The organism is Jongsikchunia kroppenstedtii DSM 45133 (genome assembly GCF_000380485.1).
Classification (GTDB): Bacteria; Actinomycetota; Actinomycetes; order Mycobacteriales; family Mycobacteriaceae; genus Jongsikchunia; species Jongsikchunia kroppenstedtii.
In genome coordinates this window covers 44,770-63,132 of the sequence record NZ_AQYG01000033.1, presented here as the reverse complement: position 1 = coordinate 63,132, position 18,363 = coordinate 44,770, and the positions used below count along the sequence as shown (strand labels likewise).

General features: G+C 68.0%; 17 protein-coding genes and 1 rRNA gene. 17 read left to right on the top strand and 1 reads right to left on the bottom strand.

Annotated elements, in window-relative coordinates; genetic code table 11:
• Positions 1–171 precede the first annotated feature (171 nt).
• The 17 genes from rrf (at position 172) to der (ending at position 16,978) form a co-directional block, all read left to right on the top strand.
• Positions 172–288: ribosomal RNA gene (gene rrf, locus G341_RS0102425) — 5S ribosomal RNA — on the top strand.
• A gap of 124 nt (positions 289–412) precedes the next feature.
• Positions 413–2,158 (top strand): HAD-IIA family hydrolase, encoded by a 1,746-nt coding sequence (locus tag G341_RS0102420; protein WP_018177514.1) that lies wholly within the window; start codon positions 413–415, stop codon positions 2,156–2,158.
• A 10-nt stretch (positions 2,159–2,168) separates the two neighbouring features.
• Positions 2,169–2,420, top strand: a complete 252-nt coding sequence (locus G341_RS0102415; protein ID WP_245556890.1) for a hypothetical protein — start codon at positions 2,169–2,171, stop codon at positions 2,418–2,420.
• Positions 2,417–3,244, top strand: coding sequence for a TlyA family RNA methyltransferase (locus G341_RS0102410; RefSeq protein ID WP_018177512.1), 828 nt, complete (start codon positions 2,417–2,419; stop codon positions 3,242–3,244). The genes G341_RS0102415 and G341_RS0102410 overlap by 4 nt, the downstream gene beginning before the upstream one ends.
• Entirely contained in the window at positions 3,241–4,110 is an 870-nt protein-coding gene (locus G341_RS0102405) for an NAD kinase (RefSeq protein ID WP_018177511.1), read from the top strand. Before G341_RS0102410 ends, G341_RS0102405 begins: the two co-directional genes overlap by 4 nt.
• 4 nt (positions 4,111–4,114) lie before the next feature.
• Positions 4,115–5,875, top strand: coding sequence for a DNA repair protein RecN (gene recN / locus G341_RS0102400; RefSeq protein WP_018177510.1), 1,761 nt, complete (start codon positions 4,115–4,117; stop codon positions 5,873–5,875).
• Between the two features lie 86 nt (positions 5,876–5,961).
• Positions 5,962–7,149, top strand: coding sequence for a putative cytokinetic ring protein SteA (gene steA / locus G341_RS0102395; RefSeq protein WP_026303150.1), 1,188 nt, complete (start codon positions 5,962–5,964; stop codon positions 7,147–7,149).
• 4 nt (positions 7,150–7,153) lie between these two features.
• Positions 7,154–8,053: a copper transporter gene (locus G341_RS0102390; protein WP_018177508.1), complete on the top strand. Its 900-nt coding sequence runs from the start codon at positions 7,154–7,156 to the stop codon at positions 8,051–8,053.
• Positions 8,054–8,162: 109 nt separating this feature from the next.
• The gene (locus G341_RS20755) at positions 8,163–9,872 is read left to right on the top strand and encodes a CTP synthase (protein ID WP_081622394.1); all 1,710 of its coding nucleotides are present in this window, start codon (positions 8,163–8,165) and stop codon (positions 9,870–9,872) included.
• Entirely contained in the window at positions 9,869–10,492 is a 624-nt protein-coding gene (locus G341_RS0102380) for an NUDIX domain-containing protein (protein ID WP_018177506.1), read from the top strand. The genes G341_RS20755 and G341_RS0102380 overlap by 4 nt, the downstream gene beginning before the upstream one ends.
• A 2-nt stretch (positions 10,493–10,494) precedes the next feature.
• On the top strand, positions 10,495–11,412 hold the full coding sequence (gene xerD, locus G341_RS0102375; protein WP_018177505.1) for a site-specific tyrosine recombinase XerD: 918 nt from the start codon (positions 10,495–10,497) through the stop codon (positions 11,410–11,412).
• 160 nt (positions 11,413–11,572) lie between these two features.
• Complete coding sequence (locus G341_RS0102370) at positions 11,573–12,472, top strand: ParA family protein (RefSeq protein WP_051092589.1); 900 nt, start codon at positions 11,573–11,575, stop codon at positions 12,470–12,472.
• Entirely contained in the window at positions 12,473–13,273 is an 801-nt protein-coding gene (locus G341_RS0102365) for a segregation and condensation protein A (RefSeq protein ID WP_018177503.1), read from the top strand.
• Positions 13,266–13,940, top strand: coding sequence for an SMC-Scp complex subunit ScpB (gene scpB, locus G341_RS20750; protein WP_018177502.1), 675 nt, complete (start codon positions 13,266–13,268; stop codon positions 13,938–13,940). Before G341_RS0102365 ends, scpB begins: the two co-directional genes overlap by 8 nt.
• Before the next feature lie 7 nt (positions 13,941–13,947).
• A complete protein-coding gene (locus G341_RS0102355; protein ID WP_018177501.1) occupies positions 13,948–14,895 on the top strand; it encodes a pseudouridine synthase in 948 nt (315 codons plus the stop codon).
• Between the two features lie 8 nt (positions 14,896–14,903).
• Complete coding sequence (gene cmk / locus G341_RS0102350) at positions 14,904–15,575, top strand: (d)CMP kinase (protein ID WP_026303149.1); 672 nt, start codon at positions 14,904–14,906, stop codon at positions 15,573–15,575.
• Positions 15,572–16,978, top strand: a complete 1,407-nt coding sequence (gene der, locus G341_RS0102345; RefSeq protein ID WP_018177499.1) for a ribosome biogenesis GTPase Der — start codon at positions 15,572–15,574, stop codon at positions 16,976–16,978. Before cmk ends, der begins: the two co-directional genes overlap by 4 nt.
• On the opposite strand, the gene G341_RS0102340 is transcribed toward der, so the two are convergent.
• Positions 16,944–18,362: a carboxylesterase/lipase family protein gene (locus G341_RS0102340; protein ID WP_018177498.1), complete on the bottom strand. Its 1,419-nt coding sequence runs from the start codon at positions 18,360–18,362 to the stop codon at positions 16,944–16,946. The genes der and G341_RS0102340 overlap by 35 nt on opposite strands.
• Position 18,363: the final 1 nt, after the last annotated feature.

Below are 18,363 nucleotides of genomic sequence, written 5' to 3'. Positions count from 1 at the left end.
AGGCCAGAACTGTAAGCACAGCAATGTGTTCAGGTGACTGGTACTAATCGGTCGAGGACTTACCAACACACAACAAACCCAAACGCATCCACTATGCAATATCTGAAACAACACACCCGTAAAACAAACGGGTAACCCCCCCAACATTCGGGGGTTTCTGTTTCATAGAGTTACGGCGGCCATAGCAGCAGGGAAACGCCCGGTCCCATCCCGAACCCGGAAGCTAAGCCAGCGAGCGCCGATGGTACTGCACCCTAACCAGTGCGGGAGAGTAGGACACCGCCGAACACAACATCCAGTGAAGGCCCCACCACCCGGTGGGGCCTTCACTCTTTAGACTGCAGTTCAACCCATAAATTACAGAGTGGAACGCCCCGAGGCGTCGCGGATATCGATGAAAGTTGGCCCAGACATGAACGAGCGTTCCGATCGTCGAGGCGCCCCACGGCGCGGGACCGGCAACAAGAACCGTCCGCCGGAGCCGGCGTTGCCGGACTCGGTGACTCCCCGCGACCTCGATCCGGCGGTCCGCCGGGACCTGTCCAGCCTGGACAAGACCAATAGCGAGAACGTCGCCCGGCACCTCGTCATGGTGTCCCAACTCCTCGCCGAGGACCCGGCATTGGCGCTCGAGCATGCTCGCGCCGCGCAGCGTCGCGCCGGCCGCATCGCCGTCGTCCGGGAGACTCTCGGCGTCGCCGCATACAGCGCCGGCGAATGGGCCGAGGCGCTGACCGAACTGCGTGCCGCCAAGCGGATGTCCGGTGATGTTTCCCTGCTTCCGCTGATCGCCGACTGCGAGCGCGGGCTCGGCCGTCCGGAGCGTGCCGTCGAGGTGGCCCGGAGTGAGGAGGCCCGTGCGCTGACGGGCGAGGGCGCCGCCGAGTTGCGCATCGTTGAGTCGGGTGCGCGCCTGGATCTCGGCGAACCCGAGAAGGCCATCGTCACCCTGCAGACCGCTGATCTGGACCCGTCGCGTCAGGGGACCGAGGCGGCCCGCTACTTCTATGCGTACGCCGCGGCCCTGTTGGCCGGCGGACGGCGGGACGACGCGATCACCTGGTTCATGAATGCGGCGGCGGCCGATATCGACGACGAGACGGATGCCGAGCTGCGGCTGACCGAGCTCGCCGAGGACGGGGCGTCGTCGTTCGCCACCGACGCGGTTCCTACCGAACCGCTGACCGAGCGCTATGACGCGATTCTGGCGGACCTGGATGGCACCGTCTATGCCGGCAAGGATGAGATCCCCGGTGCCAGTGGGGCATTGGCGGGTCTGAACGTCTACTACGTGACCAACAACGCCAGCCGTCGGCCGGCCGAGGTCGCGGAACATCTGACCGAGCTGGGCTTCGAGACCACGGTCGACCGAGTCGTGACGAGCGCGCAGTCGGCCGCCCGGCTGCTCGCCGACCAGCTGCCGCCCGGCGCGCTGGTCCTGGTGGTCGGGACCGACGGCCTCGCCGACGAGGTGCGCGAGGTCGGGCTGACGGTCACGCGCAGCGCCGACGACAAGCCGGCGGCCGTCGTGCAGGGGCATTCGACCGAGACCGACTGGGCGATGCTGTCCGAAGCGGTTCTCGCGGTGAACGCCGGCGCGCTGTGGGTGGCCTGCAACATCGATCCGACATTGCCGACCGAGCGCGGCTTTGCAGTCGGCAACGGCTCGATGGTGGCCGCCGTCGCACATGCCACGGGTAAGCGGTCGCAGGTGGCCGGAAAGCCGGCGGCGCCGCTGATGAAGGATTCGATCGCCGCGGCGAACGCGGAACGGCCGCTGGTGGTGGGCGATCGGCTGGACACCGATATCGCCGGTGCCAATGAGGTCGGTGCCGACAGCCTCCTGGTGCTGACCGGTGTAAGCAGTGCCCTGGATGCGGTGCGCGCGGAGCCGGCGCAGCGTCCGACCTACGTGGCCCGGGATCTCGCGGGGCTGGCCCAGAAGCTTGCACCCGCGGCGGCCGGAGCGCCCGGTTGGCGGATCGAGGTCCAGGGGAACCAGCTGCGCGCGACCCGCTCCGCGGACGCCACCGATGAGGGTCTGCTTCCGGCACTGCTCGCAGCGGCCTGGTCGGCGGCGGACCGCACCGACTGGGTCGTCGTCGCCGGCGACGACGCGGCGAGCGCGATCGACCACTGGGGCCTGGACCTCGGCTAGCGTGGAGGCGATGAACCGACCGCATGTGACCCCGGGCGACCTGGCGTCGTCGGCGCCCGGCCAGCAGTCGCTGGCCGTGGATGGCGACGAGGTGCAGTCGACCGTCGCCGAGCTGCTCGAGCAGGTCGACGCCCTGGATGCCTCCGGGGTGGACACCGACGACAGTGGCGAGCAGCTCGCGGCGCTGGCCCGGCAGGCCGAACTGCTGGAGCGGGCGCACACCGTGCTCACCGAGACGCTCGACAAGATCGACCGCGTGTGAGCACACGCCGGGCACGACTGGACGCCGAGCTGGTGCGGCGTGGACTGGCCCGCTCCCGGGAGGCCGCGCGCGAGCTGATCGAGGCCGGCGCGGTGAAGGTCAACGGCACCGTGGCCGGCAAGCCGGCCACGAATGTGTCGTTGGATACGCCGATCCTCGTCGTCGACACCGAGGTCGAGCGCTGGGCGTCGCGCGGTGCGCACAAGCTCATCGGCGCGCTGGATGCGTTTGCACCGCAGGGGCTCTCGGTCGATGGTCGGCGCTGTCTCGATGCGGGTGCGTCGACGGGTGGATTCACCGACGTGCTGCTCAGCCGCGCCGCGGCGCGGGTGGTGGCGGTCGACGTAGGTTACGGCCAGCTGGTCTGGCGGCTGCAGTCGGACGATCGCGTCGACGTGCACGACCGGACCAATGTGCGGAACCTGACCCCGGAACAGATCGACGGACCGGTCGACCTGGTCGTCGGCGATCTTTCGTTCATTTCTCTCAAACTGGTGCTTCCCGCGCTGGCCGCGTGTGCGAAGCCGGGCGCCGACCTGCTGCCGATGGTCAAACCGCAGTTCGAGGTCGGCAAAGAGCGGGTCGGTGCGGGCGGCGTGGTCCGCGATCAGGCCTTGCGGCTGGAATCGGTGCTGGCGGTTGCGGACGCGGCGGCCGAACACGGTCTGCAGACGCTGGGGGCGGTGGCCAGCCCACTCCCCGGACCGTCTGGAAATGTTGAATACTTTCTGTGGCTGCGCCGCAGCATCACCGGCGACACGATCACCGTGGACGATGCGGCGCGGTCGGCGATCGCAACCGCGGTGGAGGAGGGGCCCCGTTGAGCAGTACCCGGGAGTTCGTGGTGGTCGCCCATACCGGTCGACCGAAGGTCACCGACACCATCAAGACGATCATGCGACGCTGCGAGGCAGCCGGGATCGCGCTGCGGGTCGTCGACCAGGACACCGTGACCGGCCATCAGGACGCGCACCTGGCGGACGCCAGCGAGATCGTGGTCGTCCTCGGCGGTGACGGCACCTTCTTGCGCGCCGCGGAACTCGCACACCCGGCGCGCGTTCCGGTGCTGGGAATCAACCTGGGGCGCATCGGATTTCTCGCCGAGGCCGAGGCGGATCGCATCGAAGAGGTGATGACGACCCTGATCGAGCGGCACTATCGGGTCGAAGATCGGATGACCCTCGACCTCTCGATCCGGATGGGTGACTCGGTGGTCGCGCGCAGCTGGGCACTCAATGAAGTCGCAGTACAGAATTCGACGCACCAGGGTGTGCTGGAACTGGTGACCGAGGTCGACGGCCGTCCGGTGTCGGCGTTCGGCGCCGATGGCATGCTGGTGTCGACGCCGACCGGGTCGACGGCGTACGCGTTCTCGGCGGGCGGGCCCGTGATGTGGCCGGACCTGGAAGCGATCCTGATGGTGCCGAGCAATGCGCACGCGTTGTTCGCCCGGCCGATGGTGACGAGTCCGCGGTCGATGATCGCGATCGAGGTCGAACGGGATGGTCCGGCGGCGGTGGTGTCTTGCGACGGTCGGCGGCAATTCGATGCGCCGGCCGGGGCGCGCGTCGAGGTGCTTCGGGGCGATCGACCGGTGCGATGGGTGCGGATCGACTCCGACCCGTTCGCCGATCGCCTGGTTCGTAAGTTCGAGTTGCCGGTGACGGGCTGGCGCGGAAGGCAGGTCTGACGAGATGCTGGACGAGATCTCGATCAACGGGTTGGGTGTCATCGACACCGCCACCGTCAACTTCCCGGCCGGACTGACCGTGCTCACCGGTGAAACCGGAGCAGGCAAGACGATGGTTGTGACGAGCCTGCGGCTGCTGTCGGGCGGTCGCGCCGATTCCGACCGGGTGCGCACCGGCGCCGACCGGGCGACCGTCGAGGGACGATTCGTGCTCGACGGCCGCGCCGATGTCGCGGAGATGCTGGAATCGGCCGGCGCGCAACGCGATGACGACGACAGCGTGATCGCGGTGCGCACGGTCGGCGCCGACGGGCGTTCCCGGGCGCATCTGGGCGGCCGGTCGGTGCCGGTAGGCGTGCTGGGCGAGTTCACCAACTCGCTGCTCGCGATCCACGGCCAGAACGATCAGCTGCGGCTGTTGAAGCCGGAGCATCAGCGCGAGGCGCTCGACCGGTTCGCCGGCAGCAAGATCGACAAGCCGCTGCGCGCCTACCAATCCGCCCGGCGGACCTGGATCGAGCTGTCGGACCAGTTGGCCGAGCGCCGCAACAATTCTCGGGCGCTCGCGCAGGAGGCCGATCAGTTGCGATTCGCCCTGGGCGAGATCGAGGTCGTCGACCCGTCGCCTGGCGAAGACGTCGAGATCGCCGCGACCATCGGCCGGTTGGGCGATCTGGAGGCCGTGCGGACGGCGGCCGCCGAATCGTATGGACTGCTCACCGGCGGTGACGTCATCGAATCCGGTTCCGTGCGTGATGGTCTCGGCAAGGTGCGCAGCATCCTTGAATCGACGTCGGACAGCGCCCTGCGCGGGCTGCTCGATCGCGTCGAGGAAGCGCTCACCGTGGTCACCGACATCGGCGGCGAGCTGGGTTCGATCCTGTCCGATCTGCCGGCCGACGCCAGCGAACTGGAAAAGCTCATGGCGCGACAGGCGGAACTGAAGACCTTGCTGCGTAAGTACGCGCCGGATATCGACGGCGTCATCGCCTATGCGGACAGCGCGCGGGCACGGCTGGCGCAGATCGATGATCCCTCGGCCTCGCTGGACGAGCTGGCGTCCCGGGTGGACGAGGCGCGCGCGGAGGTCGCCGCGGCGGCCGCGGCGCTGACCGCCGTGCGCGTGAAGGCGGCCGCATCGCTGTCGACGACGGTCACCAAGGAACTGTCCGGTCTCGCGATGGGCGACTCGAAGCTGTCGGTGACGGTGAAACCCGAACCTGCCACGGGGGAGGATCGACGGGCCATCGAGGTCGACGGGGTAGCAGTGCACGCGTCGTCGGCCGGCGTGGATCGGGTGGAGTTCGCGCTGGCGGCGCATGACGGGGCCCCGGCGCTGCCGATCGCGAAGTCGGCTTCCGGCGGCGAATTGTCTCGCGTGATGCTGGCGCTCGAAGTGGTGCTCGCCGACCCTGCCGGCGGGTCGACGATGGTGTTCGACGAGGTGGACGCCGGGGTCGGCGGTCGGGCCGCGGTCGAGATCGGGCGGCGCCTCGCGCGGCTGGCGCGCGCCCACCAGGTGATCGTGGTGACGCACCTGCCGCAGGTGGCGGCGTTCGCCGACCATCACCTGCTGATCGGCAAGGCTCGGCACCACTCCGACAAGGCCGGGAAACGCACGGTGACCAGCACCGTCACCCCGCTGGCCGGGGACGACCGGGTGGCCGAGCTGGCCCGCATGCTGGCTGGTCTCGGCGATTCCGACACCGGTCGGGCACATGCCGAGGAGTTGCTGGAGACCGCGGAACAGGAAAAGTCGGCCTGATACTCCTGTGGTTTCTGTGACAAAAGTGGCAGAAGTTACGGCGCGCCTCCGCGTTTTGTGACGTATGTGACGTCACGATGTTGGCCATGAAGATGCCAGCTCTGTTGACGCGTACCAACGACTCCCTCCCCGGTACCGCCGGGATCGCCCGGGTCGACAAGAACACGAAGCGACTTCTCGATCGCGTCGGTCCTGGCGATGTCGTCGTTCTCGACGAACTCGACCTGGACCGGATCACCGCCGACGCGCTCGTCGATGCCGGCGTGGTCGCGGTGATCAACGCCTCGCCGTCGATCTCGGGCCGGTACCCGAATCTGGGTCCGGAAGTGCTTGTGGCGCATGGCATCGTGCTCATCGACGATGTCGGCCCGGAGGTCTTCAAACGCATCAAGGACGGCCAGCGCGTTCGGGTCGACGAGGACGCGGTCTACATCGGCGAGCGGCGGGTGGCCCGCGGCGAAGAGCTCGGTGAGATCGAGGTCGCCGACAAGATGAGCGAGGCGAAGGCCGGACTCGTCGACCATCTGGAAGCCTTCTCCGGCAATACCATCGAGTTCATTCGCAGCGAATCGCCGCTCCTGATCGACGGCGTGGGCGTCCCGGATGTCGATGTGCGCCTTGCCGACCGGCATGTGGTGGTGGTGTCCGACGGACCCGGCCACCTCGAGGATCTCAAGCGCATCAAGCCGTTCATCAAGGAGTACGCGCCGGTGCTGGTCGGCGTCGACCGCGGCGCCGACTCGCTGATCGAGGCGGGCTACCGCCCGGACCTGATCATCGGCGACCCGGAGAACATCAAGTCGGGCACGCTGAAATGCGGTGCGCAGGTGGTGCTTCCGGCAGATCCGGACGGACATGCTCCCGGGCTGGAGCGTATCCAGGATCTCGGCGTCGGGGCCATGACGTTTCCGGCGGCCGGCTCGGCATCCGATCTGGCACTGCTGCTGGTGGATCACCATGAGGCGTCGCTGATCGTCACCGTCGGCCAGGCCGCGTCGATCGACGAGTTCTTCGATCGCGGGCGCCGCGACACCAACCCGTCGACCTTCCTGACCCGGCTCAAGGTCGGATCCAAGATCGTCGACGCGAAAGCCGTTGCGACGCTGTACCGCAGCCGGGTGTCGGGCACCGCCATCGCGCTGCTGATCCTCGCGGCACTGGTGGCCGTCATTGTCGCCGTGCTGCTCACGAACACCGGCACCGACCTCACCGACTGGGTCACGACGCAGTGGGATCACGCCTACCGCTGGTTGCACAACGTCTGGAACAAGTAGCGGCGTGAGCTGGCTGCGACGACATACGGTCGCCATCGCGATCGTCCTGATCGCCGCTGCGCTGGGCGTCGCGGCCGGGTCAGGATTCATCGGAAACCACTTCGGCAGCTCGAACTCGGAGCGGCGTAAGAACGATCAGCTGACCGATCAGGTCAAGGACCTGAAAACCCAACTGCGCCAGCGCGACGACTTCATCGGCGTGCTCGGCGGCCGCGCGCTCGCCGGATCGTTCAAGGGCCGCTCGGTGCTGGTCATCACCACGCCGGAGGCGAGCGCCGCGGACGTGGCCGCGGTGTCCGACCGCATCGCGGAGACGGGGGCGAAGGTCACCGGACGGCTGCAGCTGACCGATGCGCTCCTCACCGACCAGCAGTCCGCCAAGCTGGACACGATCGTCGACCAGTCGATACCGCCGGGCGCCGCACTGCGCACCGAACTCACGGACTCGGGCGGCAGGCTGGGCGACCTTCTCGGTCTGCTGCTGCAGACGCCGCAGGCGCCGCAGGCGGCACGGGATGCCGCGCTGCAGACGCTGCAACAGGGCGGCTTCGTCGCGTACTCCGGGCCCACCGTGGAGCCGGCACAGTTCGCGGTGATGGTGACCGGCGGGCGCTACGCGGACGATTCGGGTGCTCGTGGGCAGGTCGCGGCTCGATTCGCGGCCGGGCTCGCCGGCCGCAGCGCCGGTACCGTGCTCGCCGGTCGGACCGGCTCGGCCGACGGCGGCTCGCCGGTCGCAGTGGCGCGCCGGGACCTGGCGGCGACCCCGCATCTGTCGACGGTTGATGACGTGGACCAGCTGCCCGGCCAGATCACGGTCCCGTTGGCGCTGGTCGCGGAGTCGACCGGGACGACGGGCGACTACGGCACCGGGACCGGAGCGAGCGCTCCGGCACCACGCTGAACGCCACGGAGAGTTCCGTCACGTGCCCGTGTGTCGATAGGAGCGCCCGCTTTCCGGTGTTATTGTGAAGTCCCGTAGGTGAGGCCGGATCTGAGCCGACGGGAGAAGCGTGCGTCCACTGCGCAAGGTGTCAACGGGCACAAAACATATCTTCGTTTCTGGGGGCGTCGCATCGTCTCTCGGAAAAGGACTGACGGCCTCGAGCCTGGGGCAGTTGCTCACAGCCCGCGGCCTTCGAGTCACCATGCAGAAGCTGGATCCGTATCTGAACGTCGATCCGGGCACCATGAACCCCTTCCAGCACGGTGAGGTCTTCGTCACCGAGGACGGCGCCGAGACCGACCTGGACGTCGGACACTACGAACGATTCCTCGACCGGAACCTCTCCGGTTCGGCGAATGTGACTACAGGACAGGTGTATTCGTCCGTCATCGCCAAGGAACGGCGCGGCGAATACCTGGGTGACACCGTTCAGGTGATCCCGCATATCACCGACGAGATCAAGTCGCGTGTGCTCGACATGGCGCTCCCGGATGCCGACGGGAACGTGCCCGACGTGGTGATCACCGAGATCGGTGGCACCGTGGGCGATATCGAGTCGCAGCCCTTCCTGGAGGCGGCCCGGCAGGTCCGGCACGACGTCGGCCGGGACAACGTCTTCTTCCTGCACGTGTCGCTGGTGCCGTATCTGGCGCCGTCCGGGGAGCTGAAGTCGAAGCCGACCCAGCATTCGGTGGCCGCGCTGCGCAGCATCGGCATTGCGCCCGATGCGCTGATCCTGCGCTGCGACCGGGACATCCCGGAGTCGGTGAAGAACAAGATCGCGCTGATGTGCGACGTCGAGATCGATGGCGTGATCTCCACGCCCGATGCGCCGTCGATCTACGACATCCCCAAGGTCCTGCATCGTGAACAGCTCGACGCCTACGTCGTGCGCAAGCTCGGGCTGCCGTTCCGCGACGTCGACTGGACCGTGTGGGGCGATCTGCTCAAGCGGGTGCACGAGCCGCGCGAGACCGTGCGAATCGCGTTGGTGGGCAAGTACGTTGAGCTGCCGGACGCCTATCTGTCGGTCACCGAGGCGATCCGTGCCGGCGGCTTCGGCCAGCGCGCCCGCGCCGAGATCAAGTGGGTGCCGTCCGACGAATGCGAGACGCCGGCCGGTGCGGCGGCGGCGCTCGCGGACGTCGACGGCGTGCTGATTCCCGGCGGCTTCGGCATCCGCGGCATCGAGGGCAAGGTCGGCGCCATCCGATACGCCCGCACCCGCGGCATCCCGCTGCTGGGCCTGTGCCTGGGCCTGCAGTGCGTGGTGATCGAAGCCGCGCGAGAGGCCGGCCTGGACGAAGCCAGCTCCACCGAATTCGACCCGGACACCCCGCATCCGGTCATCTCGACGATGGCCGAGCAGGAGGCCGCGGTCGCCGGCGACGCCGACCTGGGCGGCACGATGCGGCTCGGCGCGTACCCCGCGACCCTGCTGCGCGGCAGCCAGGTGGCGAACGCCTATGGCGAGACCGAGCTCTCCGAGCGGCACCGGCACAGGTTCGAGGTGAACAACAGCTACCGCGACAAGATCGCGGCCAGTGGGCTGGTGTTCTCCGGGACCTCGCCCGACGGTTCGCTCGTCGAGTTCGTCGAGTACCCGAAGGACGTGCACCCGTTCCTGGTCGCCACCCAGGCGCATCCGGAGCTCAAGAGCCGGCCCACGCGGCCACATCCGCTGTTCAGCGCGCTGATCTCGGCGGCGCTGCAGTACAAGGCCGCCGAACGGCTGCCCGTCGAGGTGCACAGTGAGTCGGCCGAGGAAGAGGATTGAGCGACCACCGTTTCGAGGTCCAGGCCAGCGAAACCATCTACAGCGGAGCGATTCTCGCGCTTCGTGTCGACCAGGTGCGCATGCCTGGCGGGTCCGTTGCGCGGCGCGAGGTGGTCGAGCATGACGGCGCGGTCGCGATCCTCGCGGTGGACGATGCCGATCGCATCGGCCTGATCCGGCAATACCGACACCCGGTCGGCGTTCGGATGCTGGAGCTGCCGGCCGGACTTCTCGACGGCCCGCCGGAGGAGTCCCCGGTGGCGGCCGCCGGGCGAGAGTTGTTCGAGGAGACCGGCTTTCGCGCCGACGACTGGTTGTTGCTGATCGATATCGCCGCCTCGCCGGGGATGACCGATGAAGTGATCCGGGTGTTCGTCGCCCGCGGGCTCACCGAGGTGGGGCGGCCGGTCGGGGCGGACGACGAGGAGGCCGATCTCACCGTGGAGTGGATCGATTCGGCGGAGGCGGCCCGGCTGGTCCTGGCCGGCGAGATCACCAATGCCACCAGTGCGGCGGCGATCCTGGCCTATCGGCAGGTGAGTACCGCGGGGCTGCAGTTGCGTCCGGCGGATGCGCCCTGGCCGATGCGTCCGACCGCATTCGCCGCTCGTCAGGGATAGCCATGGCGGTCGCCGAGCAGGTACAGCTCTATCTGGATCACCTTGTGGTGGAACGGGGTTCGGCGACCAACACGGTCAACTCGTACCGGCGCGACCTGGAGCGCTACTGCGGCTACCTCGACAGCCGGGGGACCGGCGAGCTGGCCGCCGTCACCGAGACTGACGTTCGCGAATTCCTGGTGGCGCTGCGTCGGGACAACCTCGCCGACAGCTCGATCGCACGGGCGTTGGTGGCGGTTCGTGGGTTCCACAAGTTCGCCGCCGCCGATGGGATCACGCCGACCGACGTCGCGCATGCGGTGCGCCCGCCACGGCCCGCACGACGGCTGCCGAAGGCGCTGCCGCTCGACGAAGTGCTGGCGATCCTCGAGGCCGCGGGCGGTGATTCGGAGGCGGATGGCCCGCGCAGCCTGCGGGACCGGGCACTGGTCGAGCTGCTCTACAGCTGCGGGGCGCGCATCTCCGAGGCGGTCGCGGTCGACCTGGACGACATCGACATCGAGGCGCGGTCGGTGCTGCTGCGCGGCAAGGGCGGCAAGGAGCGGCTGGTGCCGATCGGTCGCCCGGCGGTCGCAGCGATCGACGCGTACCTGGTGCGCGGTCGGCCGGCGCTCGCGGCGGCGGCCAGACGATCGGTGCCGCCGGCGGTTTTCTTGAACGTGCGCGGCGGCCGATTGTCCCGACAGAGCGCGTGGCAGATCCTGTCCGATTCGGCCGCCCGGGCCGGGCTGGACAAGTCGGTGTCGCCGCACACGATGCGGCACAGCTTCGCGACGCATCTGCTCGAGGGCGGCGCCGACGTTCGCGTGGTGCAGGAACTGCTCGGCCACGCGTCGGTGACAACGACCCAGGTGTACACGTTGGTGACGGTGTCGGCGCTGCGCGAGGTCTATGCCACTGCCCATCCGCGAGCCCGGTAGCAACAATTCGGGCGAGGCGTCCAGGACCACGGGCGCGTTGCCATTAGGCTGAGTCCGAACCTGTGCACAGGACCGTCGAAGGGAGCTGGCGTTGACACACTTTCAGCCGTTTCTGCCTGCACCCGAGCTGGAAGTGACGCAGTCCGGCGGCGGCCTGTCGATGTCCGTGCCGGATCGAGTCGACGACCACGACGAGCATCATCCGGAACCCAAGGACGGTGCCCTCGGGCCGACCGGTCGTCCGGTGCGACCGGTGCCGAAGCCCGAGCCGCTGGACCATCACGGCCCCGCGATGATCATCGCGATGTGCAACCAGAAGGGCGGCGTCGGCAAGACCACGTCGACCATCAACCTGGGCGCTGCGCTGGCCGAATGCGGACGACGCGTGCTGCTGGTCGACCTGGATCCGCAGGGTGCGCTGTCCGCGGGGCTCGGCGTCGCCCATCACGAGCTCGAGAAGACCGTGCACAACATGCTCGTGGCGCCGCAGGCATCCGTGGACGACGTGCTGATGCGGACCCGGGTCGACGGATTGGATCTGCTGCCGTCGAACATCGACCTGTCGGCCGCCGAGATCCAGCTGGTCAACGAGGTCGGCCGGGAACAGACGCTGGGTCGGGCTCTGCATCCGGTGCTCGACCGCTACGACTACGTGCTGATCGACTGCCAGCCGTCACTCGGCCTGCTCACCGTCAACGCGCTGGCCTGCGCGGACACCGTCATCATTCCGATGGAATGCGAGTACTTCAGCCTGCGTGGCCTGGCGCTGCTCACCGACACCATCGACAAAGTGCACGACCGGCTGAATCCGAAGCTCGCGCTCGGCGGCATCCTCGTGACCATGTTCGATGCCCGCACCCTGCATTCGCGGGAGGTGATGGCGCGGGTCGTCGAGGTGTTCGGCGACCGCGTGTACGACACCGTGATCAGCCGGACCGTGCGCTTCCCGGAGACCAGCGTGGCCGGCGAACCGATCACCTCGTGGGCGCCGAAGTCGGCGGGCGCCAAGGCATACCGCGCGTTGGCCTGGGAGGTCATCGCGCGCACCGGTCGCAGCTAGATGGAAACGGTGGAACAAGGTTTCCAGGTCAAGCTCACCAACTTCGAGGGCCCGTTCGACCTGCTGCTCGGGCTGATCAGCCAGCGCCAGCTGGACGTCACCGAGCTGGCGCTGCATCAGGTCACCGACGATTTCATCGCGTACACCAAGCAGCTCGGCGCCGACATGGAGCTCGAGCAGACCACGCAGTTCCTGGTCGTCGCGGCGACGCTGCTGGATCTGAAGGCGGCGCGGCTGCTGCCGTCGGGCGAGGTGGAGAACGCCGAGGATCTCGCGCTGCTGGAGGCTCGCGACCTGCTGTTCGCGCGGTTGCTGCAGTACCGCGCCTACAAGCAGGTGGCCGCACTCTTCGCCGAGCTGGAAGCCGCTGCGCTGCAACGCTATCCGCGGGCGGTCGGGCTCGAACCGCGATACGAGGCGCTGCTGCCGGAAGTGTCGATCGGCGTGGACGCGGCGCGATTCGCCGAGGTCGCCGTCGCCGCGATGACGCCCAAGCCGAAGCCGACTGTCGGGCTGGGCCATATCCACGCCCCGAAGGTGTCGGTGCCCGAGCAGGCCAAGCGGGTCAGCCAGCTGCTGCGGGAGGCCGGCAAGGACAACTGGCTCGACTTCGGCACGCTGGTGTCCGAATGCGAGAACGGGCTCGAAGTGGTGGCGCGCTTCTTGGCGCTGCTGGAGCTGTTCCGTGAACGTGCGGTGCTGTTCGAGCAGCCGGAGGCGCTCGGCGTGCTGCGGGTGGCGTGGAGCGGCGATCGCGATGCCGAGGCACTGACCCTGGACAAGGCGGAAGACTATGGCTGAAACTGAATTCGACGACGCCGATCCCATGGACGACGACACGCTGCGGTCCGCTTTGGAGGCGGTCCTGCTCGTCGTCGACACCCCGGCCACCGAGGAGCAGCTGGCATCGGCGCTCGATCAGCCGGAGGCCCGCGTGGCGGCGGCGTTGCGGTCGATGAGCGCCGACCTGACCGAACGCGGCAGCGGCATGGACCTAAGGATCGCCGGTGGTGCTGACGGAGTCGGGGGCTGGCGGTACTACACCCGCAACGAATTCGCGCCGTATGTGGAGCGACTGCTGCTGGACGGTGCGCGGTCGAAACTGACCCGGGCGGCGCTGGAGACTCTGGCCGTGGTGGCCTATCGCCAGCCGGTCAGCCGGGCCCGTGTGAGCGCAGTCCGCGGGGTGAATGTCGACGGTGTGATGCGCACGCTGCTGGCCCGCGGATTGATCAACGAGTCCGGTACCGACTCCGAGACGGGTGCTGTCACGTACGTCACCACGGAGCTGTTCCTGGAACGTCTGGGACTGGCCTCGCTCGGTGAACTGCCTGATCTGGCGCCGCTGCTGCCGGATGTGGACGTGATCGACGATCTCGATGACGAGCTGCTCGGCGATCCGCGATTCGCCAAACTGGGTGGTAAACCGTCAGACTCGGAAGCGACTATTTCTACCGAAGTGGATTGAGAAGAGCATGACTCCCGCTAGCCGAGATGGCAGACCGGACCGAAAACGACAGCCGAGCAAGTCGCGTGGCCAGGCCAAGAAGCCGACCCAGCTGTCGAAGAAGCCGCACCGCAAGGGCTCGCGGCCGAATGCGCAGACCGGCGCTGTCCGGCTGAACAACGCCAAGCCGTCGCGGCATGTCGCGCCGCCCGTCGAGAACGACGGCGCCGCGCATCACGTCGAGGACGGCGTCCGGTTGCAGAAGGTGCTCGCCCAGGCGGGCGTGGCATCACGGCGCGGCGCCGAAGAGCTGATCGCCGCCGGACGCGTCGACGTCAACGGCGAGATCGTCACCAGCCAGGGGCTGCGCATCGATCCGAACACCGCGATCGTCCGGGTCGACGGCGCACGCGTGACCATCGACGAGGACATGCAGTACCTGGCGCTGAACAAGCCCAAGGGCTGGCAGTCGACCATGTCGGACGAGCATGACCGGCCCTGCATCGGCGACATTATCGGCGAGCGCGTGATGGCCGGCCAGCGGCTGTTCCATGTCGGCCGGCTCGATGCCGATACCGAGGGACTGCTGCTGCTGACCAACGACGGCGAGCTGGCACATCGCCTGACGCATCCGTCGTTCGAGGTGCCCAAGACGTATCTGGTGTCGGTCCGCGGCGAGGTCAAGCGTCAGCTCGGTCGCACGCTGAAGGACGGCGTCGAGCTCGAGGACGGGCCGGTGAAGGTCGACTCGTTCAGCGTTCTTGAGGTGCACGAGGGACGCTCGGTGCTGCGAATCACGTTGCACGAGGGCCGAAATCGGATCGTGCGCCGGCTGATGGACCAGGTCGGTCACCCGGTGACCAGGCTGGTGCGCACCGATGTCGGCGCCGTGAGCCTGGGTGATCAGCGCCCCGGCAGCCTGCGCGTGCTGAACTCGAAAGAGATCGGCCAGCTGTACAAGGCGGTGGGAATGTGAGCGCGGCGATCATCGCCATCGACGGCCCGTCGGGTACCGGCAAGTCGAGCGTATCTCGCAAGGTCGCAATGGAATTGGGTGCGCGCTATATCGATACCGGCGCCACCTACCGGGTCGCGACGCTGCAGGCGTTGCGGGCCGGCGTGGACCTGACCGATCCGGCGGCGATCGATGCCGCCACCCAGGTGGTGCCGATGACCGTCGGTAACGATCCGACCGTGCCGACCGTGCTGCTGGACGGTGAAGACGTCACCGCGGAGATCCGCGGCGACGCGGTGACGCAGGCGGTGTCGGCGGTGTCGGCCGTGCCGGAGTTGCGCGTGCGCGTCGTCGAGCTGCAGCGTTCGCTCGCCGACGTCGACGGAATCGCCGTGGTCGAGGGGCGGGATATCGGGACTGCGGTCTTCCCGCAGGCCGCGGTGAAGATCTACCTGACCGCCTCGCCGGAGGCGCGCGCCACGCGGCGGCACAAACAAAACCTTTCCGCCGGAATGGATTCCGACTATGCGGCGGTATTGGCGGACGTGATCCGCCGGGATGATCTGGACTCGACCCGCGCGGCGTCGCCGCTGCGTCCGGCCGACGACGCGCAGATCGTCGATACGAGCGACATGACCTTCGAGCAGGTCGTCGCCGACCTGGTCGGCCGTGCGCAGGCTGCCGTGGAGGTGACCCGATGACCGACATCATTGACGGCGACGGGGTCTGGAGCGACGAATCCGATTGGGATGCGGTCGACTTCGATGAACTGGCCGATGACGAAGAATCGATTGCGGTCCCGACGGTGGCCATCGTCGGTCGGCCGAATGTCGGCAAATCGACTCTGGTGAACCGCATTCTCGGCCGCCGCGAGGCGGTCGTCGAGGATCTGCCGGGCGTCACCCGGGATCGGGTGTCGTACGAGGCCAATTGGGCCGGTCGACGCTTCAAGGTGCAGGACACCGGCGGCTGGGAGCCGGACGCCAAGGGACTGCAGCAGGCGGTCGCCGCGCAGGCTGAGTTCGCGATGAAGACCGCGGATGTGGTCGTGGTGGTGGTCGATGCCACCGTCGGCGCGACCGCGACCGAAGAGGCGGTCGCACGGGTGCTGCGGCGTGCCGAGACCCCGGTGGTCCTGGCGGCGAACAAGGTCGACGACGAACGCGGCGAGTCGGAGGCGGCGGCGCTGTGGTCGCTGGGGCTGGGTGAGCCGTACGCGATTTCGGCGGCGCACGGTCGGGGGACCGGTGATCTGCTGGACGCGATTCTGGCGGCACTGCCGGAGACTCCGCGCGAGGGCACCGGATCGGGTGGTCCCCGGCGCGTGGCGCTGGTCGGCAAGCCGAATGTCGGCAAGAGCTCGCTGCTGAACAAGCTGTCGGGCGGCGATCGCGCGGTCGTGGATTCCGTGGCCGGGACGACCGTCGACCCGGTCGACGAGCTGGTCGAGCTGGGCGGCAAGATCTGGAACTTTGTCGACACCGCCGGCCTGCGCAAGAAGGTGCACTTCGCCAGCGGGCACGAGTACTACGCGTCACTGCGTACCAAGGGCGCCATCGAGGCGGCGGAAGTAGTTGTGCTGCTCATCGATTCGTCGCAGCCGGTGACCGAGCAGGATCTGCGGGTGCTGTCGATGGTGATCGATGCCGGCCGGGCGCTGGTGATCGCGTTCAACAAGTGGGACCTGATGGACGAAGACCGTCGGTACCAGTTGGACAAGGAGATCGACCGCGAACTGGCGCGGGTGCCGTGGGCGCGGCGGGTGAATATCTCGGCGAAGACCGGTCGGGCGGTGCAGAAGCTGGTGCCGGCGTTGGAGTCGTCGTTGGAGTCATGGGATCAGCGCATCACGACCGGCCAGCTGAACAACTGGCTCAAGGAAGTCGTGGCCGCGACGCCGCCGCCGATGCGCGGTGGCCGGCTGCCGCGCGTGCTGTTCGCGACCCAGGCCGCGACCCGGCCGCCGACGTTCGTGCTGTTCACGACGGGCTTCCTGGAGGCCGGCTACCGGCGATTCCTGGAGCGCAAGCTGCGGGAGACGTTCGGCTTCGAGGGGTCGCCGGTGCGGATCAACGTCCGGGTCCGGGAGAAGCGGAAAAAGTAAGCGTCGGACCGGGATCGCCGGTCTTCGCGAACTGCACCCAGGCGCCATGCATGTCATCGGCGATGCTCTGCGGCGGATTCGGTCCGGTGAAGGACTCGTTGCTGCCGAGCGTGTCGAAGACGAACGCGAGCTCCATGGCGTGGCAGGCGCCGAGCCCATCGACCGGAGATTCCCAGGCGAACTCGTAGACGAACACGGGCGCATCCGCGGATCGGTGTGCATCGGCGAACCGCTCGATTGGCTTACGGAATGCCTGATCCGAGGCGACTATGTCGAAGATGTCTGCGGCGGTCGAGTCCGGCCGTTCGGCACGAAGTCTCGCGAGGGTCTCGGCGTCGGCGCCGAACCGGGCAGCGGCGATCGGCAGTACTTCGTCGGTGATGGCGTCGCGAGTGCCGGAGCTCAGGCTGAACAGAGTGAATTCGCTTGCCGTGCAGCCGATGAGCAACGGGGTGCTGCCGCCGGCACCGGACTTCGCTGCGACGTCGGGGAACTCGGGAATCAGGTCGTCGAATACCGGCATGAACGCGGTGATCCCCATACCGCCCTTGATGGTCGATACGCCCCAGCGGGCCGGGTCCGGATCATCGCGGATAGCGATGCCGAGCTTGTTCTGTGCGTCGATCAGGATGTCGGGGGGGACCTTCGAGAACGCGGCGGCGGTCGCTGGGATTCCGAGGATCTGCGCCATCTCGGCCGTCACCATCGTCGAATCTTCCTTCGTGAAGATCGCGTGGCCGTGACCGCTCTGGATGATCGCTTTACCGAATAGCCCGCGCGCGCCGGGCGAGGTCAGCAGATTGGCGATGCTCATGCCGCCGGCCGACTCGCCGAAGACGGTGACGTCGTCCGGGTTGCCGCCGAATGCCGCGGCGTTCTCGCGCACCCACTGCAGGGCGGCGATCTGATCGCGCATCCCGAGGTTCGTCGGAGCATCGTCGAAGACGCTGTAGCCGAACACGCCGAGGCGGTAATTGATCGACACCAGCACTACGCCGTCGCGCGCGAAGGCTGTCCCGTCGTAGGTGGGTGAGGCGTTGGAGCCGCGGACGAACGCACCGCCGTGGATCCACACCATGACCGGAAGGCCGTCGGCCTGCACATCCGGGGTCCAGACATTGACGTTGAGGCATTCGCCGCCGAGCTCGGTGGCCGTCACCTTTGAGAACCAGGTGCGGACGGGCTGCGGGTACGGCGACTGCCAGCACGACGGCCCCTCGCTCCGAGCATCACGACTGCCGCTCCACGGTGCCACGGGCTGCGGCGCGGCGAACGCAAATGCGCCGATGGGCGCGGCGGCGTACGGCACGCCCAGAAATGCTGTGACGCCGTCTGATTCGGTACCGACGATGTCGCCGCCGGTGACATTGACCGCGATGTCCATG

Bases quoted from the DNA above. Each gene is read 5' to 3' on its own strand.
- G341_RS0102420 (WP_018177514.1), top strand. From the start codon at position 413: ATGAACGAGCGTTCCGATCGTCGAGGCGCCCCACGGCGCGGGACCGGC.
- G341_RS0102415 (WP_245556890.1), top strand. From the start codon at position 2,169: ATGAACCGACCGCATGTGACCCCGGGCGACCTGGCGTCGTCGGCGCCC.
- recN (WP_018177510.1), top strand. From the start codon at position 4,115: ATGCTGGACGAGATCTCGATCAACGGGTTGGGTGTCATCGACACCGCC.
- steA (WP_026303150.1), top strand. From the start codon at position 5,962: ATGAAGATGCCAGCTCTGTTGACGCGTACCAACGACTCCCTCCCCGGT.
- xerD (WP_018177505.1), top strand. From the start codon at position 10,495: ATGGCGGTCGCCGAGCAGGTACAGCTCTATCTGGATCACCTTGTGGTG.
- G341_RS0102370 (WP_051092589.1), top strand. From the start codon at position 11,573: ATGTCCGTGCCGGATCGAGTCGACGACCACGACGAGCATCATCCGGAA.
- G341_RS0102365 (WP_018177503.1), top strand. From the start codon at position 12,473: ATGGAAACGGTGGAACAAGGTTTCCAGGTCAAGCTCACCAACTTCGAG.
- scpB (WP_018177502.1), top strand. From the start codon at position 13,266: ATGGCTGAAACTGAATTCGACGACGCCGATCCCATGGACGACGACACG.
- G341_RS0102355 (WP_018177501.1), top strand. From the start codon at position 13,948: ATGACTCCCGCTAGCCGAGATGGCAGACCGGACCGAAAACGACAGCCG.
- der (WP_018177499.1), top strand. From the start codon at position 15,572: ATGACCGACATCATTGACGGCGACGGGGTCTGGAGCGACGAATCCGAT.
- G341_RS0102340 (WP_018177498.1), bottom strand. From the start codon at position 18,362: ATGGACATCGCGGTCAATGTCACCGGCGGCGACATCGTCGGTACCGAA.